30 protein-coding genes are annotated in these 25,857 nt (G+C 67.4%); 13 read left to right on the top strand and 17 right to left on the bottom strand.

Going from position 1 to position 25,857, the window contains the following annotated elements; translation table 11 throughout:
• Window positions 1-582: hypothetical protein (locus ABZT18_RS28745; RefSeq protein ID WP_355252912.1), on the top strand; the 582-nt coding region annotated here is incomplete at its 5' end.
• A 53-nt stretch (window positions 583-635) separates the two neighbouring features.
• Here ABZT18_RS28745 and ABZT18_RS28740 read toward each other — a convergent pair.
• The 3 genes from ABZT18_RS28740 to ABZT18_RS28730 all read right to left on the bottom strand — a co-directional run bounded on the left by ABZT18_RS28740 (window position 636) and on the right by ABZT18_RS28730 (window position 2,917).
• Window positions 636-1,091, bottom strand: a complete 456-nt coding sequence (locus ABZT18_RS28740; RefSeq protein ID WP_354995781.1) for a DUF6069 family protein — start codon at window positions 1,089-1,091, stop codon at window positions 636-638.
• A gap of 43 nt (window positions 1,092-1,134) precedes the next feature.
• Window positions 1,135-2,133: an RNA polymerase subunit sigma-70 gene (locus ABZT18_RS28735; RefSeq protein ID WP_354995782.1), complete on the bottom strand. Its 999-nt coding sequence runs from the start codon at window positions 2,131-2,133 to the stop codon at window positions 1,135-1,137.
• Between the two features lie 97 nt (window positions 2,134-2,230).
• Complete coding sequence (locus ABZT18_RS28730) at window positions 2,231-2,917, bottom strand: SDR family NAD(P)-dependent oxidoreductase (protein ID WP_354995783.1); 687 nt, start codon at window positions 2,915-2,917, stop codon at window positions 2,231-2,233.
• 109 nt (window positions 2,918-3,026) lie between these two features.
• Here ABZT18_RS28730 and ABZT18_RS28725 point away from each other — a divergent pair, with 109 nt between their 5' ends.
• A complete protein-coding gene (locus ABZT18_RS28725; RefSeq protein ID WP_354995784.1) occupies window positions 3,027-3,635 on the top strand; it encodes a TetR/AcrR family transcriptional regulator in 609 nt (202 codons plus the stop codon).
• Window positions 3,636-3,660: 25 nt separating this feature from the next.
• Here ABZT18_RS28725 and ABZT18_RS28720 read toward each other — a convergent pair whose 3' ends face one another.
• Window positions 3,661-4,341: an NAD(P)-binding domain-containing protein gene (locus ABZT18_RS28720; RefSeq protein ID WP_354995785.1), complete on the bottom strand. Its 681-nt coding sequence runs from the start codon at window positions 4,339-4,341 to the stop codon at window positions 3,661-3,663.
• 73 nt (window positions 4,342-4,414) lie between these two features.
• Between ABZT18_RS28720 and ABZT18_RS28715 the strand changes: the two genes are divergently transcribed.
• Complete coding sequence (locus ABZT18_RS28715; RefSeq protein ID WP_354995786.1) at window positions 4,415-4,771, top strand: helix-turn-helix domain-containing protein; 357 nt, start codon at window positions 4,415-4,417, stop codon at window positions 4,769-4,771.
• A 125-nt stretch (window positions 4,772-4,896) separates the two neighbouring features.
• Here ABZT18_RS28715 and ABZT18_RS28710 read toward each other — a convergent pair whose 3' ends face one another.
• Complete coding sequence (locus tag ABZT18_RS28710; protein WP_354995787.1) at window positions 4,897-5,514, bottom strand: helix-turn-helix domain-containing protein; 618 nt, start codon at window positions 5,512-5,514, stop codon at window positions 4,897-4,899.
• Between the two features lie 23 nt (window positions 5,515-5,537).
• On the opposite strand from ABZT18_RS28710, the gene ABZT18_RS28705 reads away from it, so the two are divergent.
• Window positions 5,538-6,695 (top strand): DMT family transporter, encoded by a 1,158-nt coding sequence (locus ABZT18_RS28705; RefSeq protein ID WP_354995788.1) that lies wholly within the window; start codon window positions 5,538-5,540, stop codon window positions 6,693-6,695.
• A gap of 63 nt (window positions 6,696-6,758) precedes the next feature.
• On the opposite strand, the gene ABZT18_RS28700 is transcribed toward ABZT18_RS28705, so the two are convergent.
• Both ABZT18_RS28700 and ABZT18_RS28695 read right to left on the bottom strand, forming a co-directional pair.
• Window positions 6,759-7,406 carry an alpha/beta hydrolase gene (locus ABZT18_RS28700; protein WP_354995940.1) on the bottom strand — a complete coding sequence of 216 codons (648 nt, stop codon included), beginning with the start codon at window positions 7,404-7,406 and terminating at the stop codon, window positions 6,759-6,761.
• A complete protein-coding gene (locus ABZT18_RS28695; protein WP_354995789.1) occupies window positions 7,312-8,604 on the bottom strand; it encodes a YbfB/YjiJ family MFS transporter in 1,293 nt (430 codons plus the stop codon). Before ABZT18_RS28695 ends, ABZT18_RS28700 begins: the two co-directional genes overlap by 95 nt.
• An 82-nt stretch (window positions 8,605-8,686) precedes the next feature.
• Between ABZT18_RS28695 and ABZT18_RS28690 the strand changes: the two genes are divergently transcribed.
• Together ABZT18_RS28690 and ABZT18_RS28685 are read left to right on the top strand one after the other, a co-directional pair.
• Entirely contained in the window at window positions 8,687-9,280 is a 594-nt protein-coding gene (locus ABZT18_RS28690; protein ID WP_354995790.1) for a TetR/AcrR family transcriptional regulator, read from the top strand.
• A 129-nt stretch (window positions 9,281-9,409) separates the two neighbouring features.
• Window positions 9,410-9,814, top strand: a complete 405-nt coding sequence (locus ABZT18_RS28685; RefSeq protein WP_354995791.1) for a hypothetical protein — start codon at window positions 9,410-9,412, stop codon at window positions 9,812-9,814.
• 116 nt (window positions 9,815-9,930) lie between these two features.
• On the opposite strand, the gene ABZT18_RS28680 is transcribed toward ABZT18_RS28685, so the two are convergent.
• On the bottom strand, window positions 9,931-10,164 hold the full coding sequence (locus ABZT18_RS28680; RefSeq protein ID WP_354995792.1) for a hypothetical protein: 234 nt from the start codon (window positions 10,162-10,164) through the stop codon (window positions 9,931-9,933).
• 216 nt (window positions 10,165-10,380) lie between these two features.
• Here ABZT18_RS28680 and ABZT18_RS28675 point away from each other — a divergent pair, with 216 nt between their 5' ends.
• The 5 genes from ABZT18_RS28675 (at window position 10,381) to ABZT18_RS28655 (ending at window position 13,372) form a co-directional block, all read left to right on the top strand.
• A complete protein-coding gene (locus ABZT18_RS28675) occupies window positions 10,381-11,427 on the top strand; it encodes an acyl-CoA desaturase (protein ID WP_354995793.1) in 1,047 nt (348 codons plus the stop codon).
• A 307-nt stretch (window positions 11,428-11,734) separates the two neighbouring features.
• A complete protein-coding gene (locus ABZT18_RS28670; protein WP_354995794.1) occupies window positions 11,735-12,112 on the top strand; it encodes a DUF2089 domain-containing protein in 378 nt (125 codons plus the stop codon).
• A gap of 74 nt (window positions 12,113-12,186) precedes the next feature.
• Window positions 12,187-12,369, top strand: coding sequence for a hypothetical protein (locus ABZT18_RS28665; protein WP_354995795.1), 183 nt, complete (start codon window positions 12,187-12,189; stop codon window positions 12,367-12,369).
• Between the two features lie 11 nt (window positions 12,370-12,380).
• The gene (locus ABZT18_RS28660; protein ID WP_354995796.1) at window positions 12,381-12,803 is read left to right on the top strand and encodes a hypothetical protein; all 423 of its coding nucleotides are present in this window, start codon (window positions 12,381-12,383) and stop codon (window positions 12,801-12,803) included.
• Between the two features lie 269 nt (window positions 12,804-13,072).
• Entirely contained in the window at window positions 13,073-13,372 is a 300-nt protein-coding gene (locus ABZT18_RS28655; RefSeq protein ID WP_354995797.1) for a hypothetical protein, read from the top strand.
• Here the strand turns inward: ABZT18_RS28655 and ABZT18_RS28650 are convergent.
• The 4 genes from ABZT18_RS28650 to ABZT18_RS28635 form a co-directional block, all read right to left on the bottom strand.
• Window positions 13,321-13,533 carry a TetR family transcriptional regulator C-terminal domain-containing protein gene (locus tag ABZT18_RS28650; RefSeq protein ID WP_354995941.1) on the bottom strand — a complete coding sequence of 71 codons (213 nt, stop codon included), beginning with the start codon at window positions 13,531-13,533 and terminating at the stop codon, window positions 13,321-13,323. The two genes, ABZT18_RS28655 and ABZT18_RS28650, sit on opposite strands and share 52 nt — an antisense overlap.
• A gap of 42 nt (window positions 13,534-13,575) precedes the next feature.
• Complete coding sequence (locus ABZT18_RS28645; protein ID WP_354995798.1) at window positions 13,576-13,917, bottom strand: GlsB/YeaQ/YmgE family stress response membrane protein; 342 nt, start codon at window positions 13,915-13,917, stop codon at window positions 13,576-13,578.
• A gap of 124 nt (window positions 13,918-14,041) precedes the next feature.
• On the bottom strand, window positions 14,042-15,271 hold the full coding sequence (locus ABZT18_RS28640) for a helix-turn-helix domain-containing protein (RefSeq protein WP_354995799.1): 1,230 nt from the start codon (window positions 15,269-15,271) through the stop codon (window positions 14,042-14,044).
• Window positions 15,258-15,419 (bottom strand): hypothetical protein, encoded by a 162-nt coding sequence (locus ABZT18_RS28635; RefSeq protein ID WP_354995800.1) that lies wholly within the window; start codon window positions 15,417-15,419, stop codon window positions 15,258-15,260. The genes ABZT18_RS28640 and ABZT18_RS28635 overlap by 14 nt, the downstream gene beginning before the upstream one ends.
• A 222-nt stretch (window positions 15,420-15,641) precedes the next feature.
• Here ABZT18_RS28635 and ABZT18_RS28630 point away from each other — a divergent pair, with 222 nt between their 5' ends.
• Window positions 15,642-17,000, top strand: coding sequence for a hypothetical protein (locus tag ABZT18_RS28630; protein WP_354995801.1), 1,359 nt, complete (start codon window positions 15,642-15,644; stop codon window positions 16,998-17,000).
• Between the two features lie 39 nt (window positions 17,001-17,039).
• Window positions 17,040-17,528 carry an NUDIX hydrolase gene (locus ABZT18_RS28625; RefSeq protein WP_354995802.1) on the top strand — a complete coding sequence of 163 codons (489 nt, stop codon included), beginning with the start codon at window positions 17,040-17,042 and terminating at the stop codon, window positions 17,526-17,528.
• A gap of 504 nt (window positions 17,529-18,032) precedes the next feature.
• On the opposite strand, the gene ABZT18_RS28620 is transcribed toward ABZT18_RS28625, so the two are convergent.
• From ABZT18_RS28620 to treY, 5 genes are all read right to left on the bottom strand, one after another.
• Entirely contained in the window at window positions 18,033-19,850 is a 1,818-nt protein-coding gene (locus ABZT18_RS28620) for a hypothetical protein (protein WP_354995803.1), read from the bottom strand.
• Window positions 19,851-19,891: 41 nt separating this feature from the next.
• Window positions 19,892-20,377 (bottom strand): ABC-three component system middle component 2, encoded by a 486-nt coding sequence (locus ABZT18_RS28615; protein ID WP_354995804.1) that lies wholly within the window; start codon window positions 20,375-20,377, stop codon window positions 19,892-19,894.
• Entirely contained in the window at window positions 20,374-21,510 is a 1,137-nt protein-coding gene (locus ABZT18_RS28610) for an ABC-three component system protein (protein ID WP_354995805.1), read from the bottom strand. The genes ABZT18_RS28615 and ABZT18_RS28610 overlap by 4 nt, the downstream gene beginning before the upstream one ends.
• 297 nt (window positions 21,511-21,807) lie before the next feature.
• The gene (gene treZ, locus ABZT18_RS28605) at window positions 21,808-23,532 is read right to left on the bottom strand and encodes a malto-oligosyltrehalose trehalohydrolase (protein ID WP_355252909.1); all 1,725 of its coding nucleotides are present in this window, start codon (window positions 23,530-23,532) and stop codon (window positions 21,808-21,810) included.
• Window positions 23,529-25,856: a malto-oligosyltrehalose synthase gene (treY, locus tag ABZT18_RS28600; RefSeq protein WP_354995807.1), complete on the bottom strand. Its 2,328-nt coding sequence runs from the start codon at window positions 25,854-25,856 to the stop codon at window positions 23,529-23,531. Before treY ends, treZ begins: the two co-directional genes overlap by 4 nt.
• Window position 25,857 lies beyond the last annotated feature (1 nt).

Here is a 25,857-nt window from a genome sequence, read left to right as displayed (position 1 = left end):
CGACACCCAGTCCGGATTCGCCCGGCCGGGGGCCGGGCCGCCAGCCCGGCCCCCGACGCGTTCACCACGAAGGACCACGAACCCATGACATCTGAACTACCCGCGTACGCGGTGCCGGGCATCGAGTCCGAGGACCCCACCGGCGACCCGGGCTACTTCTTCTACCGCGTCGACCGGCTCGCCGGCTTCCCCCCGGTCGCCGCGGCCATCAGCCGCACCCCGAGCGTCCTGCCGGCGATCTGCTCGGACGACAGCGTGATGCGGGAGGCGTTCGCCCAGAGCAGCGCCGCGCTCTGCCGGCAGCTCTGGGTCGGCACCGACGACGGGCTGCACTGGGAGTTGAGCTTCGGCGACGGCGTGAAGTTCATCGTCGACACTGGGGACGAGCCCGAGGATTTCCTCCGGGACGCTCTTGTGGCGCAGCCCCGCGTCAGCTCCGCCGAACACTATTGCGACGAGAACTTCAAGGTCGAAACGACCCAGGTGCTGCGGGCCGACGAGGTAGCCGCCTACTTCATCGACACGGTCGTCACCGCCCACCGCGAGTTCGCCCGCAGCCAGGGCATCGACCTGCCGTACTGAGGCCAGCACGCCCCCGCACCCATCAGTTGCCACGTCGCAGATGCGCAAGGACGTCAGTTGGTCCGGGTGCGCAGGCTCCGCGCCAGGGTGGGGATCATGACGGCCGCGGGGACGAGGTGCAGCCCGAGGAGGGCGGTGATGGTGGCGGTGTTGCCCCCCGAGAGGAAGGGCGGGACCAACGAGATCGCGGTCAGCGACACTGCCGTCCACACGAATCGCTCGGCGGGGCGAGCACTCCAGCGCAGAAGAGCGACGGCGATGACGATGCCCACGACCGAGAAGACGCCGGTCACCACGGCGAACCCGGCCAACGGGATCGTCTCGCCACCATCGGGGACCTCGAAGTCGACGCCAACGGCCTGGGCGAGCGCGGCGGCGAGGGTGGTGGCCACCATCGCCGCGAGTGTGGCGATCAAGCCGGTGACGGCGAGCCGGCCGAACCGGTGGGTGCGGCTCGTCTGGCCCGGTGCCGGGCCTGCGACGACCCCGGTGTCATTCATGCTGTTCATAGCGTTCCTCCATCATCGGCAACTGCGAGCGTCCACACGGGCACTACTCCGTGCCGTCCGCCGGCAGGCGCTCCGGCAGCCCGAGCCGCGGGAACTGGTCGTTGTGGAAGATGACGATCTCGGTGATCGCCCCGCCGGTGACACGCAGGACGTCGATCGTCAGCGGCAGGTACGCGCTCTCCCGCTCCTGCCAGAGGTAGAAGGCGACGGCGGGCTGCCGGTTCACGGAGGTGAGGACGGTGCGCAGACGCCCCAGGCCCTCGAAGCCGCCCTCCACCCAGTCGTTCACCACCGCGTCGCGGCCGACGTGCAGGCCCGGCGTGGGCGGCATCGAGCAGCGGACGTCGTCGCGCAGCATCGTGGCTATCCGGCCGGTGTCCGTGGCGACGCTGGCCTCGGTGAAGCGGCGTACCAGCTCGCGCGTCCCGGCGTCCTCCTCGTCGCCGGTCCAGTCCTGCCGCTCAGCGGGCAGGTGCTCCCGCATGCCGGCGCGGGCCCGCTGCAACGCGCTGTTCACGGAGTTGACGGAGTCCCCGAGGAGCTCCGCGACGTCCTTCGCCGGCCAGCCGAGCACGTCCCGCAGGATCAGCGCGGCCCGCGGGCGCGGCGCGAGGTGCTGGACTGCGACCAGGTACGCCAGCTCGATCGTCTCCCGCGCGACGGCGACGGCCTCCGGCTCGTCCGCGTCACCTGCGGGCAGCTCGTCGAGCAGCCGGTCCGGGTAGGGCTGCAACCACAGCACCTCGCCGCCGGTCGCAGGCTGCGGGCGGCGCTTGGCGAGCAGGTCCAGGCAGGCGTTGGTGGCGATCCGGTACAGCCAGGCCCGGAACGTCGACCGCCCCTCGAAGGTCTCCCGCCGCCGCCAGGCACGCAGGAACGTCTCCTGCACGGCGTCCTCGGCATCCTCGAACGACCCGAGCATCCGGTAGCAGTGCACGTGCAGCTCCCGCCGGTGCCGCTCCGCCAGTGCTGAGAACGCCGGCTCGTCAACCTCGCCCAGACCGCTCACGCCCAACTCCTCCAGCCGCGTGTCCGCACTCATCACGTCATCCTTCCGCCTCGTCGTGTCCTGACGTAGGTATGACGGGTGCGGGCGCGACAACTCATCACCAGGGCCGGTCAGCAGGCTGATCCAGTGCCTACCAGCTCAATTCCCCGTGTTCGTCGCTGAAGGTCCCGGTCGGGCCGTCGGCGTCGAGCGTGGCCAGGCGTACGACGGTCTTGGCGCTTTCCACCACCGATCTTCCGATGCCGAAGGCGGCGGTCATGTCGGTGGCGGTGGCGCCGGGCTCCAGTGCGTTGAACTTGATGCCCGGGTGGGCCTTGGCGTACTGGACGGTGAGCATGGTGGCTGCGGACTTGGACGCCGAGTAGAGCGCCAGCGGCAGATTGAACTCCGGCCGCTCGGGATTGTTGACCGCCCAGAAGGATCCAAGGCTGCTGGAGAGGGTGACCACCGTGGGGTTCGACGACTTTCGCAGCAGGGGCAGTGCTGCCTCGGTGACTCGGACGACCCCCACCGCGTTGGTGTCGAACACGCGCAGGGCGGTTGGTCCGTCGATGGGGCCGGCGCCGAGGATGCCCGCGTTGTTCACCAGGACGTCGAGTCGGCCCTCTGCCGAGTCGATAGTTGCCAGCGCGTCGTTCACCGACGCGTCGTCGGTGACGTCGAGCTGCACGAACCGTGCGCCCAACTCGGCCGCGGCCTTCTCGCCTCGTTCGACGTCGCGGGCGCCGATGTAGACGTGGTGGCCCAGTTCGAGAAGCTGTTTGGCTGTCTCGAACCCGATCCCCTTGTTGGCACCGGTGATCAGCGTGATGGTCATTCGTTTCCCCTGCCCTTTTGTACCGCTCGGTTGCCAGAACCGTAGCAGGTTTTGTACTGATCGGTTGGTGAGCCGGATCACGATCTGTACCGAGCGGTAGACTGAGGCCATGAGCAGTGACACGCCCACCATCGGACGCCCGCGGGCTTTCGATGAGGAGACCGTCCTCGGCCGGGCAGCCGAGGTCTTCTGGCAACACGGCTACGAGGGTGCTTCCCTGAGCGCCCTCACCAGCGCCATGGGCATCAACCGGCCGAGCCTGTACGCCACGTTCGGCAGCAAGGAGCAGTTGTTCGAACGCGCCTTCGCCCAGTACCACGAGACTCAGCTGGCCAGCGCGCGGGCCGCACTCGAACAACCCACCGCGTACGCCGCCATCGAAGCGTTCCTGCGCAGCAGCGCCGCCGGCCTCACCGCCAGCGGTCATCCCGCGGGCTGCCTCTCCGTCCAGGGAGGCCTGGCCTGCTCGCCGGAGAACGCCCGCATCTCCGAGGTCCTGGCCGCCGGCAGGGCCGCCACCGAGGCCGCCGTGGAAGAGCGACTGTCCCGCGCGGCGAAGGAGGGAGACCTCCCGGGCGGCATGGACGCCAGGGCGCTGGCACGGTTCGTGATGGCGCTCAGCGAGGGTCACGCCGTCCACGCCGCGGCCGGCGCGAGCTGCGACGATCTCCAAGCCTCGGTCGACATCGCCCTGCGAGCCCTCGCGCTCCGCTCCTGAGCCCCGTTGCAGCACCAGCTGTCGGTCAGTCGACGGTGGCCGATCCCGCGTTCAGCAACGCTGGATCTACATCGGGGACGGCGAACCGAGGGTTCCACCCGGCCGCCACGACACGCATGACGAATCCCGCGGTCTCCTCCAGCTGGCGGGCACTGGCCAACCCACCGACCACCGCAGTCCGCGCGCCAAGATCGGCAGCCAGCGCCTCGGCGCGTTCGAGCGCTTCCGGCTGATCACCGCACATCGCCACGACCGGCGCCAATTCAGCCGGTCCCGCATAGGGCCAGGACGCTCCAGCGAACAGGTGAAATGCCTTCACCACGTGAGCGCCCTGCGCAACTCGGGCGACAAGCTCTGCCGCCGAGCCCAACATCGGCTTCAGCTTCCCGGTGGCATAGTCAACGGCGTTGGTGCAGTCGATCACCGTCACCCCGCTCAGTGCGCCATCAGCGCCACCGACGAGGGAAAGAGCTTCCTCCATGCCTTCCCACGCGACCGCGACCACGACCAGGTCGACCCGTGCTGGGAAGTCGGTGGGTCCGACCGCTTCGGCTGCGCCGCCGATCTGGCTAGCGGCCCGAGTGACGTTCCCCGGGTTGCGCCCCGTCACCACGATCGAGTGGCCAGCTGCCGCCCATGCTCGGCCGAGTGTCATGGCAAGGTTGCCGGTTCCCAGGATTCCTACGTTCACAGCGATCTCCTTCATCTGTGGGATGACGTGAAGAACGCTAGGAGGTCGGCTCCTACCACTTGGTAGGGAATCTTGCGACACTGGCAGGATGATCGACGGGACCTGCCAGACATTCGTGGCGGACTGTCATGTCCGCGCGGCAGTCGAGCTCATCAACCACACATGGGATCCGGTTGTCCTGTCAGCGCTGCGCGCTGGACCTATGAGACGCAACGACCTCATGGAACGCATCGCAGGCATCAGCGACAAAGTCCTGACGCAGGCGCTGCAACGCCTACGAACGCGGGGACTGATCATCAGACAGAGCGACGACGAACGGATGCCGGGACGTCGCGTTGCCGTCTATCAGCTGTCGCCTTTGGGGGAATCGTTCGCCAACGGCCCACTCGCACAATTGGCACGATGGGCCGCAGCGAACCAAGCAGAACTCATCGAGCCTCTGTGATCATCCGATCACCCTCACATGATCACAGGTAGACGCCGGACCTCACATCCGGGTCGCCGCCCAGCACGACCCCTCTTAGCTGTGGACGGCGCGCGGCGAACACGGATCACCCGGCGTGCCCGCAGCTACGATTCCCCACTGGCCTGGGGTTCTGATGGGTGTCCCAGAACGCGGTGAGCCAGTGTTTCGAGGGCGGCCTGGACATCGTGGCGGCTCTGGTTGCGGTCGCGTAGGTGCTGGTACAGCTCGCCGGCCAGAGGCGCGAGGAGCACGTCGGCGAGGATGTCGCCGGCATCATCGAGGCCGGCTTGGCGGATTAGCACGCGGACATGGACGCGCCAGAAGCCGTAGGCGCCGCTCTGGTAGCGAGCCGCGCCACCCTCCCCGGCCAAGGCTAGCTGCAGGTGTTGGTCGAGCAGGTCGAGCATGGCGGAGTAGAACGCGGCCAGCCGTTCAGCCGGTGTCGCGCCGGGGCCCAAGGGCGGAGCACCGGCGAGTAGCTGCTGCTGCAGCCGCCTTTCGTGCTCGTCGAGCAATGCCACCGCGAGGGCGGCCCGGTCGGGGTAGCGCCGGTAGAGGGTGCCCTTGCCGACGCCGGCGGCGCGGGCGACGTCTTCCATGCTGACGTTCGTTGCTCCGTGCTGGGCGAACAGTGCCTCCGCGGCGGCCAGCACCCGGGCCCGATTCCGGGCGGCGTCCGCACGCTCCGGACGCGGTGATGGATTGGCGAGCGGTAGCGGCATACCTCATCCTAGCGTAACTGGACGTGCGTCCACTTCTGCTCTATCGTCGAAACCGGAACCGGACGCGCGTCCGGTTCGTGCTGCTGGAGGCGGACATGCAATTTTGGGCAATTCCGCTGTTGATGACTGTGGGTGCGATGCTGGCGGTTCAGGCTGCGGCGAACGTGCAGTTGAGCACCGCGATGCGCAGCCCAATGGGTGCCTCTACGCTGCAGCTGGCGATCGGGTCGGCGCTGCTGCTGATCGCCACCGCGGTGGTCGGCACGACTGCCGCCTTTGGGCACCTCTGGAACGTAACGCCGTGGCACCTGCTTGGCGGGCTCGGCAGCGCGATCTACATCACGGCCGGGATCCTGTTATTCCCGCGGCTCGGGGCGCTGACCACTGTCGGGCTTATGATCACCGGGCAAATGCTAGCCTCGCTGCTGCTGGACACCTTCGGGCTGCTGGGGCTTCCTACCGAGCCGTTGCACATGGCATCGCTTGTCGGCGTACTCGCCGTACTGACCGGCGTGACCCTGATCGTGCGCTCTCAAGCTTCCGCAACAGATGTATCCGCGGTGGCCCCCCAAAAGGCCACTCGGACCGTGAGCACGCCGCCGTCTCGCGTCGCGGTCGGCGCAGTCGCAAGGTGGTCCGCGTCGGGATCGGCTTCGATGGCCGGCTCTGCTGCATCCGCCAGAGCCGGCGCGGCAGCCGTGTTGGCTGACCCGACTAACCGAAATCGGCTGAGCTGGCTGTTGTTCGCGATGCTCAGTGGCGCGGTGCTCCCAGTGCAGGGCGCGGTCAACGCTTGGCTTCGCGCTGACCTGAACGCGCCGATCACCGTCGCGGCGTTCTCGTTCTTGCTGGCCACCGCCGCAATGGGGTTAGCCCTGGCAGTCGCGCTGAGCATGGCGCGCACACCTCGGCCGCAGCTGAAGCCGCTGCGTACCGTGCCGTGGTGGGGCTGGCTCGGCGGACTGGCCGGCGCCGTCTACGTCACCTCGATGTTCCTGTTCATCCCCCGGATTGGCGCCGCCTCGACCGTCGCGCTCACCGTCGCCGGGCAACAACTGGTCAGTGTCGCCGTCGACCAGTACGGGCTACTGCGCCTGCCCCGCCGACGCGTCAACGGCCGGCGCCTGGCCGGCGTGGCGGTGCTGCTCGGCGGCGTCGCTCTGCTCCAGCTCACCCGGTGACGTCGCCATCGACAGATCCGTGGAAATTCAACCGGGGCGTGGAGACGGTGGCGGCTGAGCTGCTCAGCGGGAGGTGGCAACGTCGAGCAGAATCTTCGCCAACTCGTCTGGCGTGTCGCGCATGAGGTTGTGTCCCCCGGGCAGGGCGTGGGTGGTCCAGCCGGGGTCCGCGCTCAGGCTCTCGTAGGTCGCGGTGAACGGGGACTGGTCGGCCCAGCCGGCGGCGTACACGTAGTCCCGACGCCTGAGGTGCCCGAGATCGCCGGTGAGTCGGAGTGGCTGGAGCAACGAGGCGATCGGGTGGGGCGTCGCCCGGGGGTCGAAGAACGGCAGGGGTCGGGACGCGTAGCCGGTCTCGTCCACGTCCAGGTACCACCTCCGCTCCTGGTCCGACACGAGGGACCAGCAGGAGTCGCCGTCGGCGGGCACCACGGCGTCCAGGTAGACCAGGGAGTCGACCCGGTCGGGTGCGCGGTCCGCGGCCCCGGTGATCACCATCCCGCCGTAGCTGTGCCCGACAAGCACGGCGTCCCGCAGGTCCTCGACGTCGAGAGCGGCCACCACGTCCTGGATGTGCGTCTCGAGGTTGACCGTGCCCTGGAGTAGGTGCCTGCGTTCACTCAGACCGGTCAGCGTCAGCGGGTGGACGCTGTGTCCGAGGTCGCGCAACCGTCGGGTGAGGTCCTCGAAGCACCATCCACCGTGGCACATTCCGGGGACGAGTACGACGTTCGTCATGATCCTGCTCCTTCGGTTGGTCGTGATTGGTGAGGGATCGCCCGGGTCGGGGCCCGACGAGGGCGATCAGTGCGGCAACGGTGCCCAGGACAGCGGTCCAGGCGAGGGTGGCCGTGGTGGAGGTGCGGTCGGCGACCAGGCCGGCGAGCCATGGACCGGCCGTCTGACCGGCGGCGAACACCGCGGTGAAGAGGGCGAGCGTGGCGGTCCAGTCGACGGCCGGTGTGTGGGTCCTGATGAGGGCGGTGATCGCGGCCGGCACGCCCATGAAGGTCGCGCCGTACAGGAGAGCGGAGGTCAGAACGACAGGTGTCGCGGACGACACCAGCATCAGCGCCGCGCCGCCGCTCAGCACGGCGAGGAGGGTGGCCAGCGCCCGGTTGCCGGGCCACCGGGCGATCGGACGACTCCACACCGCCGGTGCCGCCGCGACCGCTGTGCCGAGCACGGCCCAGGTGAGGACGACCTGCCCGACGGAGGTGCCCTGGTCGACCAGATAGGCCGAGAGGAATGTGATGTAGGTGATGTAGCCGGCAGCGAACAGCAGGTAGGCCAGGGCGGGTGCCAGCAGCGGCCGGAGCCGTGCCCGGCCGGTCACGGGCGCTTCGGGTTCGCTGCTGGGTGCGGTCCAGCTCACCACCGTCGCCAGCGCGGCAGCGGCGCCCAGAGCCACCCAGGCCAGCCGCCAGTGCTCGCCGAGCAGGGGTACGGCCACGCCGCTGAGCACGATGCCCAGCCCCGTGCCGGCGAAGTACACCGTGATGGGGGTGGCTGACTCGGCGGCTGCCGCGAGGCGGGACGCGAGCACCCCGCCCACGATGAACACCACCGCGCCGGTGGCCCCGGACAGCGTACGGAGGACCACCAGCGTCAGGTAGTCGCCGCTGACAGCGGTGGCGGCCAGCGACGCGGCAGTCAGCGCCATGGCGACGCGGAACGCGGTGGCCGCACCCAGGCGGCGCACCAGCCCGCGTGTCAGCAGCGCGCCGAGCAGATAGCCGAAGCCGTTGGCCGCGCTCATCCCACCGGCTGCCGCCAGTGTCCAGTTCAGATCGTCCCGCATCGCCGGCAACAGCAGCCCGTAGGCGAAGCGTGCGAAGCCGAGAGCGGATGCGGTGCCCAGGGCGAGCCGCAGGGCCGGCCACAACCCGGTGGGCGCGGTCGACGTCATGAGCCCTCCCGAGGATCGAACCGATCAGTACGAACTCGGGAGATGCTAGCAGTAGAAGGAACCGCCCGGTACCATCTATCCCGTGCCAGTTCCCAAGGGATCAACGATCGACCCGGAGCGCACCCGCTCGGGCATCATCGACGCGGCCTCACCGCTGCTGTACGAGCGAGGGCTCGACGGCATCGGCGTCGCCGAACTGTGCTCCCGCATCGGCGTGTCCAAGGAGACTCTCTACCGGTACTTCGGCAACAAGGACGGCCTGATCCGAGCGGTGCTGGAGGCGCGCAGCGACCGGGTGACGTCCTGGATCGCCACAGCCGCGGCCGCCGCCGGGGAGGATCCCCGCGACCAGCTCGCCGCCGTGTTCGACGAGCTTCAGCGGTGGTACGAGGAACCGACCTTCCGTGGCTGCGCCATGCACAACGCCGCAGCCCAACACCAGGCCCAGCCCGTCATGGGCATCACCGCGCGCCACCTGGACCGCCGCCTCGACCTCCTGACCGCAATCGCCCGGCGCGCCGGCGCAGCCGACCCGGACACGGCGGGGCGACAACTGCTGCTCCTGGTCGAGGGTGCAACTCTGATCGCCGCGCACTACGACAGTGCCAGCGCCGGCAAGCACGCCAAGCAGGCCGCCCTCGCCCTGCTGGCCGCCGGCCGGCCCATTGACGCCTGACTCTCCGGCCGCGCGTCATCCCGCTCGGTGCGCCTCGGGCGCGGCACACCTAGAGTGCGAGGGGTGACGAGTGTCCCCCGCGAGGCGGAAACGCCCATCGGTCCGATCGGCGCGACACTGTGCCGACTGATGTTCCTGGCCATCTGCCTGCCCGGACCGGTCCTGCTCGTCGCCGCCGTGACGCTGGACCCCCCGCGACCGCCCGCAGACTTCTGGGGCCTGCTCGCCGGTGGCGTACTGGCGACGTTCGTCGGCGTTGGTTTCGGCGTCTTCGGCTGGCGGGTGGTCAACCGCTCGCGCCGTGACGCACGTCGGCTGTCCGCCGCTGGTGTCGCCGCGACAGCGGAGATTCTCGCGGTCGCCAACCACTTGGGCGGCGAGGATCCCGGGCTGGAACTCCACCTGCGTATCAGCGGGCCCGGGTTCGCCACGTTCGAGGCAGACACGGTTCGCGCGGATGACCCGACGCTCGTGCCCGGTGCCTTGCTGGCTGCCGTCGTCGAGCCCGCTGATCGTCTCTTTTCGATCGCGTAGCGAACCGCGACACGCGTGTCCGCGTCGACCAGCGCCCGTGCGGCGCCGCGCTGAATGTCCCGCCGGGTCTGGTCGCTGCTTCCGGATGGCGTGCTCAGCCCCAGACGCTGCGCGGGTCAGCCGTGCTGCGCCGCAGGCATGCTCACAGGCCCCTGAGGCGAGGCGTCGAAACGCCCGTCGAGCGAGAGAGCGGCGCTCTCGTCGAGCTGCCCAGCGACGTCACCTCTCGGGAGGCCGCCATCCTGCCAGGAGCGTCGCAGCGTGAGCATGCCCGCAGCTCCGGTCAGCGTCCCGGCCGCGAAGGCGAGGATCAGTGCTCGCCTCGCGGTGGACTTTCTCGTGCGCGCCATGACTACCCCCTGAATCCAACGTGGCTGCATAGCGCTGATTGTCGGACTCGACGGACGAAGCCCGCAGCCAATCGGCAGACTGACATGAGGGCGAGCATTGCTCGCGTATCAGTCGTCGTGAGCTGCCGGTTTCCTCGCCCAGAGACAGGGCTGTGAGGAAGACTGGGACATCAGCGGCGGTTTGCTTGTTCGGCTGATCGGCGTGGCTGACAAGGAGTGGCGACGTTGAGTGACACGGATCTGGGCGCCCGCAGCGACCGGGGTAGTGAGTACGCCGACCTTTCCCGCCTGGTCCGAAACGCGGGTCTCCTCGACCGACGACCCCGCCGATACGCGGCGCGGGTGACGGCGGTGCTGGGTTGTCTCGTACTGATGGGCGTGCTGTTCGTGCGGCTCGGCTCGTCGTGGTGGCAGACGGCTACCGCGGCCGGCGTCGCGGTGCTCCTCGGGCAGCTGGCGTTTCTCGGTCACGACGCGGGGCATCGGCAGATTTTCCGTTCCCGCCGGGCGAACGACGTGGTCGGCCTGGTGTGCGCCAACCTGGTAACCGGGATCAGTTTCGGGTGGTGGGTCGACAAGCACAACCGCCACCATGCGAATCCGAACACCGAAGGCCGCGACCCCGACCTCGCGGTGGCTCCGCTGTCCTTCACCCAGGGTCAGGCTGCGGCGCAGCGCGGCCTGCGGGCGCTGTTCGTCCGGCACCAGGCGGCACTGTTCTTTCCTCTGCTGCTTGCGGAAGGTCTGCATCTGCACGCCGCCAGCGTCCGGGCAGTCGTCAGCCGCGGCGGACTCAGGCGCCGACGAACGGAAGCTGGCCTGCTCGTCCTGCATTTCGCCGGCTACCTCGGGACCGCGTTCCTGGTCCTGAGCGTTCCGCAGGCGATCGTGTTCATCCTGGTCAACCAGGCCCTCTTCGGCCTCTACCTGGGCAGCTCCTTCGCCCCGAACCACAAGGGCATGCCCATTCTGACCGAGGCCGACAACCTCGACTACCTACGCCGACAGGTCCTCACCTCCCGCAACGTGCGCGGCGGCCCGCTCCTCGACGCACTACTCGGTGGGCTCAACTACCAGATCGAACACCACCTCTTCCCCAGCATGCCCCGACCCAACCTCCACCACGCCCAGCCGCTGATCCGCCAGTTCTGCGCGGAACACGACATCGCCTACCACGAAACGACCCTCATCCAGTCCTGGGCGCAAGGGCTGGCACACCTACGGGCGGTGGGCACCGGAACGACCCGACCGGGCAACGGCTGAGACTGCTACCAGCTGAAGAACCGGCACAGCGACAAGTGCATGGCCATCGAGCGGCGGGACCTCTCCGGGTCCCGCCGCGGTTCTGTGTCCCCGGCCGGGCGAAGAGGCCGACTCTGGTTCCGTGAAACCGGGGTGTTTGACGAGCCGGGACGCCCCGATTTCCGTGAAGGCGAGCGGATAGCACGGACCCCGCCCGTCACACCCCGCCGGCCGCCGCCGGCCGCCAACGGCGCCGCGCGGGCGTGAAATCAATAAAATTAAGATCAACATCTTGGAAATTCAGGATTCTTAAGTTACAAATTTAGGTATGACAGAGCGGGCGATGGAATGGCAGGAACTCACCAGCCTGACGCGAGGCCAGCCGTTCGTCGTCGAGCGGGTGCGCCTGGAGAGCAACGGCGTCGCGATCGAGGGCGAGTTCGAGCTGCCGCAACTGGCTCAGCTCAACGTCGAGGACCAGGTCTTCGTCACGGCGTTCGTGCGCTGTCACGGTTCGATCAAGGAGATGGAACGCATCTTCGGGGTGAGCTACCCGACGATCAAGTCACGACTCAACCGGATCACGCAGATGCTCGACTTCGTCGAGACCGACCCGGCGCCGTCGCGGGCCGACATCATCGACCGGCTGCGCCGCGGTGAGATCACCGCACAGCAGGCGCTGGCCGAGCTGGACGGCCGGGCGTGATGCCCCAGTTGGTGACCGTCAAGGTCAACCGCCCGGACCATCGGCCCATCCGCGTCTGGGTTCCGGTTCTCCCCGTGGCGCTCGTTCTCTTCCCAGTCGTGGTCCTGGTCGTGCTCGCGGCGATCGTGGCCTGCCTGGTGTTCCGCATCCGTGTGGTGCGGGCGCTCGGCGCCGGTTGGCGCGTCATCTCCGCGCTGCCCGGCGCCCGCTTCGACATCGAGCAGGGCCGCACGGCCGTGCTCGTGGCTATCCGATAGGAGAGGTTCGAATGACCGAACAACGCAAGGACATCCTCGACATGCTGGCCGCCGGCAAGATCACCGCCGAGGAGGCGGAGCAGCTCATCGCCGCCCTCGAACGGGACCAGGCTCCGGCGACGGCGACTCACGACGCCCGATCGAAGGGCAAGGTGAAGTACCTGCGGGTGGTGGTGGACGCCACCGACAACGGCGAGCCGTCGCGGGTCAACGTGCGGGTGCCCCTGCAACTGCTACGGGCTGGCGTACGGCTGGCGGCGCTCATCCCGCCGCAGGCACTGGTCAAGGCCAACGCCTCACTCAGCGACTCAGGTGTGCCGATCGACCTGACGCAGCTCAAGCCCGAGCAGTTGGAGGCGCTCGTGGAGCACCTCGACGAGGTGACCGTGGAGGTGGACTCCCCCGATGCCACCGTGCGGGTCTTCTGCGAGTAGGCGCCGTCCCGTGGACGGCCCCTCGAGAGGGTGCTGGAACACCCTCCCGAGGCTGCGCCCGCCGCAACAGAGCACGCAGCAGAGCACAGGTGAACTGCCAACCTGAAGTCTAGCCACCCACCAGCAACCAGCGGAGGGACCACTCGGACGGGTGGTCCCTCCGCTGCGTCCCACCGGACGGGTCCCATGTCGGCAGTCCGTCGTTGTCCGGGCGTCGGGCGACTCCGTAGCGTCGCGGCTACGCATCGATGCCAGCGGAAGGACCCCTCGTGACCGAACTCGTCGCTCCGCAGCTCGTCGTGAACAACAGAATGCTCTACTTCGGTTGGCTACCGGCCGACCCCGATGCGGTGGCCGCCCTGGTGCCCGACGGCCTAACGCCGGCACCGAACCACCAGGTCTTCATGAACCAGTACGTCGTCGACGACGCCGGGCAGACCTCCGGCTCCCGCCACACTGCTGTCGTGGGCGGTCGGGCCACTGTGGTCCAGGCGACCCATTCCAACCACGAACAGAATCAGCTAACCGTGCGCACGGTTCCAGGAGCGGCCAGACCGCAGAGGAACTGATCGAGCAATTCGGTCTGACGGGCCGGGGGGAAGCGCTCCGGGTCGAAGAGTGCCTGCACGACCAGCCCGTGCGCGAAGGCTGCACTGCCAGCGGCCACGTCGTCGGGGTCGCTGTCGGCGATCTCCCCGCACCGGAGTGCGGCGTGGACGTGCTCACGCAGGGCAGCGCGCCACCGCGCGTAACGCCGTTGCTGGTCGGCTCGTCAGCCCTTGGCCTGACTGCGACGGGCCCGCCGACGGGGCTTGTCGTCGCCACCGGCAAGCCGGGTGAAGGTGAGCATGTTCGCCAGCGCCACGGCGATGATCGCGAGGCCGACCTGGATCGCGAGCACGGCCCAGTCCCAGCGCAGCACCCACACCCGCACGCTGGCTTCGTCGTCGATGTGGAGCGCCCTGGCGACCAGGGTGCCCAGCACCGCCGAGCCGACGCCGATGACGAACGTGGCGAAGAAGCCGATCCGCTGCCTCCCCGGCAGGATGAGTCGTCCGAGCAGGCCGACGAGGGCACCGATGAGCACCGCGCCGAGATAACCAGTTACCAGCATTGCCGTCTCCCCTCCAGCAGTGCCGAGATACATGCCCGAATCTCACGTTCCCGGAAACCCCGCCCCGGCCGTCGCCCGGCCGCAGGTCGTGTGGAGGGTTGCGCGCTTCTCGGGCGACGGAGTCTCAGCGGGTGAGGCCGACCAGCGTCGCCAGTCGCGCCACGCCGGCCGGCGCCGGGTTCGCGCGGGCGATCTCGGCGATCACGGTACGCGCCAACGGCCGGCACCGAACTTCGGCCGGCGCGACGCTGTCCGCGTCCACCAGGGCGCGTGCAGCCCCGCGCAGGTCACCCACCTGGAGGTACGCCCGCGCGGCATCGACCAGGTACGCGCCCCGATGCTCGGCTGGCAACCGCCGCCACGCCTCCCGCCGGATCACGATCACGTGCCGCTGCACCGCCTCGGCGGCATCACCCCGCGAGGCCGCCAGCACCACCCGCGCCAGCTCGACGGCGACCGGCCCGAAGCTGGTGCGGTGCGCGTCGTCGTACCCCCGAAGGTTGGCGGCGACCCCCGCGGCCCGGTCGGTCAGCTCATCGGCGCGGCGGTGCTCGCCGCAGCCGGCGGCGGCCAGTGCGGCCTGCACCAGCAACGTCCCACCCACCGTCCTCCCCCAGCGATCACCCTCGCTCTCGCGATCAAGAGGTTTGCGGGAAGTTTGATCTCCAAAAGCGCCGCAAACCTCTTGATCACCGGCACGGGATGAGGGTGGAAGGACGCGGTTGGCGGCGGGGAGCAGCGCGGCCAGGGCCAGGCGGTCGCGGCCCGACGCGCGTAGCGCCTGCCCGACTGACACGGCCGCCGTCGCCGCGAGGACCGGGGCGCCGCTGGCGGCGGCCATCGCGCGGTCGGCGGCCAGCCACCCGAGGTCGGCCTCGCCGAGCTTCACCAGCAGCGACGAGGTGATCCGGTACGCCTGCACCAGCAACTCCGCCGACCGCGCGCCCTGGGTGGCGTCGAGCAGACCCGGCAGCACCCGCACCAACTGCCCGTAGTGCGCGTGCTGGTAGGTCAACCAGGCGTACCCGACCTGCCTTCGCAGCTCTTCCGACGTCGGGGCTGGGGCTTGTGGAGTGTCGTAGCGGGCGAGAGCCGCCCGGATGTCGTCCACCCCGTCCGGCGTGCCGGCGGGGGTGCCCCGGCTTTCGCCGAGCAGCACCTCCGGGTCGATGCGCAGGACGTGGGCCAGCTCCTGGATCACCGAGTACCGGTCCAGGGTGCGGGCGCCCCGCTCGATCTTGTCCACCCAGCTCTTCGACCTGCGCAGCCGGTCGGCGAGCATCTGCTGCGTCATCTGCCGCCGCACCCGCCAGCGGGCTACACGGCGGCCGATCGGAAGGTCATCGCTGGTCACGCCGCCACCGCCGGTCCGGGACCGCGCGGGTCGTGTCCTCCACCGGTACGCGCTCCGCCTCGGCCTGAGCCAGGAGGCGCTGCTTGGCAGCCTCCCGCTCGGCCGCCTCTGACTTCTCGCCCCTGCTCGCCGGTTCATCGCCCTGCACGCCCACCTCCGTCAAGTGTGGCGCGGCGCTAGATCTTCGCCGTCGCTCAGAACTCCTAGCGCCAGCGAAGCCGGCTGCTGATGCATAGACCAGATGGCAAGCGATGCGCCCGATTGCGCTGCTCAAGGCGTGGGTTGCGCAGGGTTGCGCGGGTCTCCATCGGAACTTGGAAACCAATAGGCTCGTCACTGGTGGTAGTTGACTGAAGCCTGGAGGCGGACCATGGCGCGACCGGTGACGAACGCGGCGTTCGAAGGGCTGCTGCTTGCCGCCGGTTACGGCAACGCTCATGCCGCCTTCGCTCGCCAGCTCAATCACGCCGGCCGCGACCAAGGCACCTGGCGATACGACGCTGCCAGCGTCTACTGGTGGCTGCGCGGTCGTCGGCCTGGCGAGCACGCCCAGGCCGCCATGGCCGAGACCCTAGCCCGAAAGCTCGGTCGCTCAGTCCCGGTCACGGAGTTGGGCTTCGGCGCGGCCGACGACATCGGGCCTTGCGTCTACCCCGCGTCCGTCGATGGTGCAATCGATTCCGCCGAGCGGCTCTGGACGAGGCTGGCTAAGCACCTCCACCAACATGCCAGCGAGGCATTCGACAACGGCAAGGCGCTAGAGGCAGCGCTCGGCTGGCGGTATGACCTGCCCGACGAGACGGTCAGCCGGAACGGCCGGCAACAAGTCACCTCCACCGACGTTCAATCGCTGTACGCGCTGGCGGACCACTTCACCGATCTCGACCGACGTCACGGCAGCGGCTCTCAAACCACCCGGGCGCTAATGGCCGACTTCCTCGTGCGTCAGGTCACTCTCATGCTGCGCGGCACCTACACGGACGCGGTGGGGCGCGACCTCATGCGCGCAGCCGCGATGCTCTCCGGCCAACTCGCCTTCATGTCTTACGACGCAGGCGACCATGCCACCGCTCAACATCACGTGACCGTCGCCCTGCGGTACGCCAAGGCCGCCGACGATCGCCTGTACGGCGCTCACCTGCTGGCCAACCTTGCCACCCAGGCTGTGCACCTAGGCCACGCCCGGGATGCGGCCCGACTCGCCGAAGCGGCCATTGACGGGGCGGGGCGCGCACCAGCCGCTGTGCTCGCTCGGCTGCACGCCACCGCCGCTACCGCGTACGGACAGTCAGGCAACCGACGAGCCTGCCAGCTCGCACTCAGCAAGGCTGAGCGTGCTCTCGACCAGGCGGGCGCAGCCTCCAGCCCACGCTGGGTCAACTACTTCAGCCCTGCCCACCTTGCCGGGGCCGCACTAAGGTGCCTGGGCGACCTGCATCTGTACACACAAGCCCTCCGACACGTTCCCGACGCGCTCACCCTCGGCAGTCAGAACACCCGGACGCGTGCACTGCACACCGCCCTCATCGCCATGACTCATGCCCGGGCTGGAGACACCGACGCCGCGTGCAACTGGGGCTGGAAGCTGGCGGAGCACGCTGCGGTTGTCGACTCGGCACGCGTTCAGCACCGCGTCCGCGAACTCACTACCACGCTCAGCCCGCAGCAGGCATCGCCTCAGGTCACCGAAGTCCTGCATGCCCTCGCGGTCATACCAGCAGCCATCTAGAGCGAAGCACACCTAGGCATGTCCGCTAGCGTCACCGAGGTGACCTGGACGGAGCCCGCCATCTGGTACGCCAACCTGGCTTCCTTCTACGCCGCCTCCGCGGCCTTCATCACCGACCCGGCCGGCAACGTGCTTCTCGTAAAGCCCACGTACCGCGACCACTGGGTCTTCCCTGGCGGATATGTGGACGAGGGCGAATACCCGCATGATGCCTGCGCCCGCGAGATCCGCGAGGAGTTGGGGATCGCGGTGGTGGTGGGTGACCTTCTCGTAGTCGACTGGGCGCCGTCCGCCGGGCAGCGGCCTAGGGCAATCATCAGCTTCACGTTCGACTGCGGGTTCATCGCCAGCCTCGACGGCTTCAAACTGCCGGGACAGGAGTTAGAGGACATCGCCTTCTTCCCGCGCCAGGAGGCCGAGCAACGTCTTCCCGACAACATCGCCACACGAGTTGATGCGGCAATGCGAGCGCGTAGGCGACATGCGCCGGTCTACCTTGCTGGCGGCTCGGTCGCCCCACCGTCCTGAAGTGATACAGCAACTCAAGATGGAGGACCTTCACCTCAGCCTACATGAACACAATCTGGCTGGGTAATACGCCTCGGGCGCACATGGAACCCCATGCCGCGTAATGAAGTGTCTAAATACCCTGCCGACTGGCACTTGACGCTTTTGGAGCCTGAATCGCCAACGTCACGTTGCCCGCGCCGCTGGAAGCCCTACCGGATAACGATGAAGGTGCCAGTGCGCTGAACGCTGACTCAGTGAAGCCTGCCAGCGAGGGCGGCAGCGACCGAGAAGCGAGATGAGCCCGGCGCAGGTAACAGTCTGCTCTCACTGGAGATCCACCGTCAGTCATGGCTGATCGGTCACCCATTACCATGGCACCCTGGATCCCACCCAAAGCGAGTCCCGTCCATCGGGCCAATCCAGCGGTATGCGAGCGCCCTATCAGCTAGAACAAGGCCGTCGCCACAATGAGCAACGTGGCCAGGCTATTAATCCAGTGAGGGGTCGAAACCGAAGCCCCCATTAAGAAGACACCAACCCTGGCCGCGGCGGAAAGAAGCCGTACCGACCCGAGTTCCGGTTACCGCTGAAATAAACCAGCACGGATTCACTCGACAGCGTCTCAGGAGGATCTTCGTTCTCGAGAATAATGGACTGACCGTCGAATTGCGTGTCAAAGTAGGAGTAGAACCGCTCGGTTAGGCTCGTGACCTCCTCTTCAGAAGGGGCTTCTGCTAAACCAGGGTCCGGCTCCCGATAAGGCCTAACGGGAGTGTCCATCACAATAAAGCCCGGGTGTTCCAGTTCGCGGTCAAAGCAATACTGCGCCAGTCCAGCCGTGAAGGCGGCGTGAAGGACTGCCCGCATGCCCTTGCCGTGGGAACTGCGGGGTTGCTCGTCAACCATCACGTCGCTGGCGCTCTTCGAGTACCTGACCGCACCAGCGTTAGGGAGGGACCATGCTTCCACAACTCGGTTGATGGATGCGGAAAACTCAGCGGCTATGAGTTCGTTGAGCTCTGGCGGTCGCACCGGCTCGCCCTCGTCCTCCGGCTCCACGGTCGCTTTGAGGGTCAGGAGCCTCGCGATTTGGTCGTGAGTGTTCAGAGCTAACTCGATAGCTGACTTGACCGCGAGGAGCTCCTGCAATTCCTCCCTCTCGGGTTGCAGCGATACATCAACCGATCCTATCTGCGCTCTAAGTCGATCGGCCTCGTCCATGAACTCGCTGATGGCCTGGCGGAGGCGGATCTCTTGGGATTCCAGGTCTCCGATGGTGACGTTCAAATCATCTCTGAGGCCGGCCGTCTTCTGCATCTCAGATAGCACCGATTCACCGAAAGCCGTTACCTCCCCAACAGCGTGCAGCTCGGCCGACTGGTGCTCCACTTCCGCACCACAGAATACGCACACTCCGGGCTGGAAGTATCCCAGTAGGGTGCCCGCCTCCTGCACCATCTCCAACCGCGCAAGATCCGACTCGTACTTCGCCTTGAGTAGTCCGAAACGCCCGAGAAGTTCGGCCACCTCGTCGAGGCGTGCCTGGTACGTGTTTTTCTCTCCAAGGATCGTCATCTGCTCAGTTAGCAGCTCCACTCGAGTATTCAATGAACTCTCGATAGATGATGTCTGTTGCTGAATCGAGTTCAGAATTAAGCCGTGGCGTTGCTTCAATTCCAACACCGAGCCGGTGCCGTCAATGGAGTTCTGGAGTTCCCCGATGGCTCTTTCAAGGATTTCGGTTTTACCTTTACTGACTTTCCGCTTCTCGGCGGCGTCAGCGGACCGCGCGAATTTGGAGTCGTCCTCACCCTGCAAGAGGAGCTTAAGAAGCGAGAGTTCGGGCGTTCGGTTAAGAAACTGGCCAGAGAATTGCGGGGCAATTTTACTCTGAACCTTCGTCTCATCGATGACGGATAAGAGACAAAGGTTTCGAAAGCTAAGAGGGGCGGTCACGTTTTGCCGGTTCTTCCGCAGTTCTTTACCATCAAGACCGATAGCTTGTAAAAGGTAGCGTGAGAGGCTCAGCCGGCCACCAGAGGTATTCCCATGGGTGGCGGTGAGAGTAAAATCTGCCGGCCTGCTGGGAAGCGTTCTCAGGTCTTCCAAAAAGGCGGAGAAGTGGCCACCCGCAAGTCGGCGAACGAGCGTGAGCGGGGTATCGTCCGCAAGGGTCATGGTTAACATGACGTCCTTGTAGGCTTCGGATTCCGGGATCGACTTAAGGGACTTTGCGCCAAGCATAAAGTCGATTGCCTCAAAGACGTAGCTCTTGCCTGTATTCGAACCACCGTAAATGACGGTCAGGCCGGGGCCGAACTCTACTGAAGCATCAGGCACTCCCTCACCTACGACAGTCAGACGAACTAATCTTAGGCGACTCATGAATCCCCCTGGTGCTCAGGTGCCGTGAGGGGGTCTGGCGTGAAGTTATCTACTCCCCCTAGGCTTGCGATCAGACTACGAAGCACTGCTGGATCGGCGTCGCCGAAGGATTCGAGCACCCACTCCGCGCGACGTCGCAACTCCTGCATGTACTCCGACTCGAGAAGGCCCACGAAACCAGGAGCGTTGTCGGTTGCTGCGTATGCGATGCCCCCTGGCTCCACACGAAGCGAAACCAACCTAGCCCGAATCATGACCTCGAGCCCATGTTCGAGCATGTTTCGTTTGACAGTTATCTCACTCTGATGATTCGGTACGTCCGGATGCAGGCTTTCTGGTCCACCAAACTCTCGGGAGTGGAGTAACGTGTAGTCAAGAAAAGAAAGGCTCGCGATGTCGAAGGCTCTAGGAAAAGCGGCCGACAGGAGTGTCAGGGCTCGCAGGCCGACTTCGAGCGGACCATTGAGCGTCGGGGCGGTCATTGGTCGCACCAGTCAAGTCGATCGCCATTAGCAAGCTGGTGACAGATGCCGCGTTTGTCCCGGTTCTTAGAGACATTTACAAGAGGGTTCTTGGGTGAAAGGTTTAGTGCCACTACAGCTTCCAGGACTGCCTGTAGTCGATCCAAGCCGTGATCGAAATCACGAAAGTGTGTTTCTACTACCCCGTCGTAGACATCGTCTTGAAGATTTTCAAATGTTCCCGGCAGAACGCTGTCCCGGGCGAACAGTCGGAGGGCTTCGGCACTATAGAACGCCTCTCTTTGCCGACTGAAGTGCTTCGAAATCCTTGGGTTAACTTCCACGTCTGCTGGCGTAGTTATCTCTAATCCATAGCGTTCCGAATAGGCAGCCAGCAACTGCTCGACATACCTGCGCTCTTCGACCTCAAGGGTGTTCGGCGGTGGCTCTACTTCCGGCCTGTCGGGCAGGGGAGCGTCAAACCGCTGAACGTGGTACCGGGTTCTCTTGTGGACGTCGAACATTTCGTGCAGCTCGACCGACTGGAAGATGCTGTAGTCGAGCGTTTCGGCCTGCGCTTTGATCTGGGCGATGAGGGCCGGTTCTAATCCAGCTCCCAGCGGCTTCTCGCCACCAAACTTCTCGAGAAACTTGACGCGGAGCTGGGAGGGTGAGCTAAGGAGCCGCGAAAGTGTCGGGCCGCATTTTTTTGGTGCCATAAAATGGTATCGCCGCGGCAGTGTGTAGTGCCCCTCAACGACGGCACGCAGCATCTTGAACATCTCCGGGTAGGCGTCGCTGGGTAAAAGCGCCGCCTCGTAGTGCTTGCACTGGAAACAGTCCCAAGTGCCGCCGAAGCCGTTCGGAGTCAAGAATGCGGCAATGTCGGCGCCTCGATCGCCCGAGCCACCAATACGCTTGATTTGGTGGTAGTCCTCTGACAATCCCGTGGCGTATTCGAGTACAAACTCTTCCCACTCGCCGGGATCGTAGAAGTAAATCAGCTGGTGCGGCTTTGGTGGTTTCGGCAGCGTGAGTCGTCCAACGGTCGCTATGCTGCTCCCAACTGGCGGCGGCAGATCCGAGAGTTCCTGACTCGGCGGAGCTGAATTGGGCACGCCGCACTCCCCCCCCCGGTGTAGCTGCTCGGCCACGTGGGGTACACCCTAAACCAGTTGCAGCGAGAGGGCGAGAGTCAAGAATCCGACTTGGGTTGATCCGTACTCATTCTGTCCCGTCTTTTGTGCTTGCGACGTCGGGGCCGTTATGCGGCTTTCCTATGGCACGGATGTGCCGCTTCGGCGTAAGCCCGACACGTAGCGGGGAAAGACCGCTGCCTCCGAACCCCTGGCGCTTCTCCGTCCGGCTCGGTGCGCACACACGTTTTCAACCTCGAGCGTGCTTGATGCGAGTCCGCCCCGGTCTTGAGTGCGAAACGGGGTGCCCTTTGGTCAGAGCGCCACGATCGCCGCCGTCTCCGCAGGCAACTGGATCCGGTCGCGCATCACCGTGACCCCCTCCCCCGTGGCCAGCAGCACCCGCCGAGCCACCCCAGGCAACGACACCCCCTGCCCCCGCCCGGCGAAGTTGGCCACAACCAGCGTGTCCCCCCGCCGCATCAGCAAAAACTGGTCCCCATGCTGCACAGATACCGCGTGCAACCGAGGATCAGACAGATCCGGAGAAGAACGACGCAAGGCGATCAACCGCTGGTAGAACGCCAACATCTCCCGATGCTCAGGCTTGTCCAGCTCAGCCCAGTCCAACCGCGACCGCACGAACGTCTCCGGGTCCTGCGGATCAGGCACGTCCCCCTCAGCCCACCCGTGCGAAGCAAACTCTCGCCGCCTCCCCAGCGCCACCGCAGTAGCCAGCTCAGGCTCCGGGTGCGAGGTGAAGAACTGCCACGGCGTAGAAGCCGCCCACTCCTCCCCCATGAACAGCATCGGAGTGAACGGCGCGGTCAGCAGCAGCACAGCCCCCACCCGCAAGAGAGAGGGCGACAACGAAGCCGAGATCCGATCCCCGGTAGCCCGGTTACCGATCTGGTCATGGTTCTGCAGGTAAGCCACCAGCCGATGCCCAGGAACACGGGAGTCCAGAGGCCGCCCGTGGTGCCGGTTCCGGAAACTGGACCAGGTGCCGGCGTGGAAGAACCCGCCGGTCAGCACGTCCGACAGCGTCTCCAGAGAGCCGAAGTCCCCGTAGTACCCCTGCCGCTCCCCCGTCAACAGCGTGTGCAGAGCGTGGTGCGCGTCGTCGTTCCACTGGGCGTGCAGCCCGAACCCACCCGCCTCCCGAGGCGTGATCAGCCGGGGATCGTTGAGGTCCGATTCGGCGATCAGGGACAGCGGGCGACCCAGGTGCGTCGATAGAGACTCCACCTCGATCGCCAGCTCTTCGAGCAGCGACACCGCGCGGGTGTCGGGCAGCGCGTGTACGGCGTCGAGCCGCAGCCCATCGACGTGGTAGTCGCGCAGCCACATGAGCACGCTGTCGATGATGTAGCGGCGTACCTCGTCGGAGTGCGGGCCGTCCAGGTTGACCGAGCGGCCCCAACTGTTGCTCTGCTCGGCGAGGTAGGGGCCGAACCGCGGCGCGTAGGCCCCGGAGGGCCCGAAATGGTTGTAGACGACGTCGAGGATCACCCCCAGCCCCTTGGCGTGGGCGGCGTCGACGAACCGTTTCAGGCCGTCGGGGCCGCCGTAGGGCTGGTGCGGGGCATACCAGCAGACGCCGTCGTACCCCCAGTTGTGTTCGCCGTTGAAGGCGTTGACCGGGAGCAGCTCGATCAGGTCGACACCCAGGGAGACGAGGTGGTCGAGGCGGTCGATGGCCGCGTCGAAGGTGCCCTCCGGGGTGAAGGTGCCGATGTGCAGCTCGTAGAGGATGCTGCCGGGCAGCTGCCGGCCCGTCCACGAGGAATCACTCCACTGGAACGCAAGATGGTCGTAGCGTCGGCTGGGCCCGTGCACACCAGCAGGCTGCCACGGCGACCGGGGGTCGGGCAGTGGCGTTTCGTCGTCGTTCAGCAGAAAGGAGTAGTCGAGGCCGGCGTCGGGCACCTCGACCTTCCACCAGCCGTCGGTGGCGGCGCGCATCTCGTGGTCGGTGTCGCCGGGCAGGCGCAGCCGGACGCGGGTGGCGTCCGGTGCCCAGACGGTGAATTCGGTCATCGCGCAGCCTCCACGGAAGCGGTGGGAGGAGCCAGCAGTGCGACGGGGTAGTCGGCCAACAGGTCGTCCAGAGGCGTCTCCCCGCCACTGTAGACCCGGCCGGTGAACAGGTCCTTCATCTCGTTAACGGGAAGCGACAGGACTGTGTCGCACCACCCGCCGATGCGGGCCAGGCCCAGCGGCAGGCGGGTCGCCACGGCGATCGCGCCGCCCCGGTCGAAGGCCACCACGTGCCGGCCGCCCGGCCCGTGCGCCGGCACCGGCCGGTAGCCGGTGAACAGCTCCGGGTGCGCCCGTCGCAGCCGCAGGGTCCGCGACACGACGAGGAGCTTCGCCGCGCCGTCGGTGTCGATCGGGGGACGCCAGCCGTCGTCGAGGCGTGCCAGCATCTCTCGGCGTACGTCGAAGTCGACCGGGCGGCGGTTGTCGGGGTCGACGAGGGAGTTGTCCCACAGCTCGGTGCCCTGGTAGGTGTCCGGGATTCCGGGCATGGCGAGCTGGATGAGCTTCTGCCCGAGCGAGTTGCACCAGCCGGCCGGGGTGATGGCGGCGGCGAGTTCGGTCAGCTCGTCGTGCAGGCTCGGGTCGTCGTACATCCGGTCGACCACGGCGTGCAGGGCCTGCTCGAAGACCGGGTCGGGGTCCGCCCAACTGGTCGAGGCCGCCGCCTCCCGGGCGGCCTTCTCGACGTACGCGTGCAGCCGCTCCCGCTCGATCGGCCACGCGCCGACGGCGGTCTGCCACAGCAGGTGGGCGAACGACGGGTCGGGCAGCGGGGCGTACTCCATCCAGGCGCCGACCTGCTCGGCCCAGCGTTGCGGCAGCTCACTGAGCACGGCGAGCCGGGCCCGCACGTCCTCGCCGCGCTTGGTGTCGTGGGTCGAGACGGTCGTCATGCTCGCCGGCCAGCGGACCTGCCGGGCGGCGGCGAAGCGGTGGAACTCCGCCGGCGGCACCCCGAAGTGGGCGGGGCTGCCGCCGACCTCGTTGAGCGCCACGAACCGGGTCCCGCGGTAGAACGCGGTGTCCTCCACGCCCTTGGCCATCACCGCGCCGGTGAACTGCGGGAAACGGCAAGCCAGCTCGTCCTCCGGGTCCCGCAGTCGGCGGGTGACCGCGTCCAGGGCGGTGGCCAGGTCGGGGCGACGCCGGCCGGCCTCGGAGCGGGCGGCGGCGAGATACCGGACGCCGTTCGGGGGGTAGCCCCGGTAGACGGGGAACGCCGCGGCCAGCTCGGCGAGCGCCGCGCGGGCCTGCTCGGCCGGCACGTCGGGGGCGAGCGCCGCCAGCCGGGTCAGCTCGGCGGCGAGCAGCCGGGTGGCGGCGGCCAGCTTCGTGTCGTGGGTCAGGTCCTCCCACGAGGTGTGCTGCCCGGCGAGGCGGGTGTCCAGCGCGGTGAAGTCCCCCTCGGTGTCCGTGTCGACGAAGAGACCGTTGACCGCAGCGAGAGCGTCGTAGCCGGTCGTGCCGTCCACCGGCCAGTCCGGCAGCTCCTCCCCGTACTCCAGGATCTTCTCCACCACGAGCCAGGCGTCCGGCGCGGCCTCCCGCAATCGGGCCAGGTAGCCGGCGGGGTCGCGCAGGCCGTCGGGGTGGTCGACGCGGATGCCGTCGACCTCGCCGTCCGCTGCCCAGCGCAGGATCAACTCGTGGGTGGCGGCGAACACCGCCGGATCCTCCACCCGCAGCCCGGCCAGGCCGGAAACGGCGAAGAACCGGCGGTACGTCAGCTCGGCGTCACCGCGACGCCAGGAGATCAGCTCGTAGTGCTGCCGGTCGTGCACCTCGCGCGGGCTGCCGTCGCCGGTGCCGTCGGCGACCGGGAAGCGGTGCTCGTGGTAGCGCAGCTCCCCGTCGACCAGCTTGAGGTCGTCGAGGGCGGCCGGGTCGTCGGCCAGCACCGGCAGCAGCAGCCGGCCCCGGTCCCAGTCGATGTCGAACCAGTCGGCGTACGCCGAGTCGCGCCCCCGGCGCAGCACGTCCCACCAGGCGGGGTTGGCCGGCGGCACGGCCACCCCGGCGTGGTTGGGCACGATGTCGACGACCAGGCCGAGCTTGGCGTCGCGCAGCGCGCGCAGCAGCCGCTGCCGAGCGGCTTCACCGCCCACCTCCGGGTTGACCGCCCGGTGGTCGACCACGTCGTAGCCGTGCGCCGAGCCGGGGGTGGCGGCCAGCAGCGGGGCGCTGTAGAGGTGACTGACGCCCAGGTCGGCGAGGTAGTCGATGATCCCGGCGGTGGCGTCCAGGTCGAAGCCGGGGCGGACCTGCACGCGGTAGGTAGTTTGGATGTTGTGGGTCTTGTCGGTGTGAGGGGGCACCGCCATG

The sequence above is a fragment of the Micromonospora sp. NPDC005291 genome, from assembly GCF_040607415.1.
Classification (GTDB): Bacteria; Actinomycetota; Actinomycetes; order Mycobacteriales; family Micromonosporaceae; genus Micromonospora.
The sequence above is the reverse complement of the archived record's forward strand: the minus strand, read 5'-3'. Positions and strand labels throughout refer to the sequence as shown.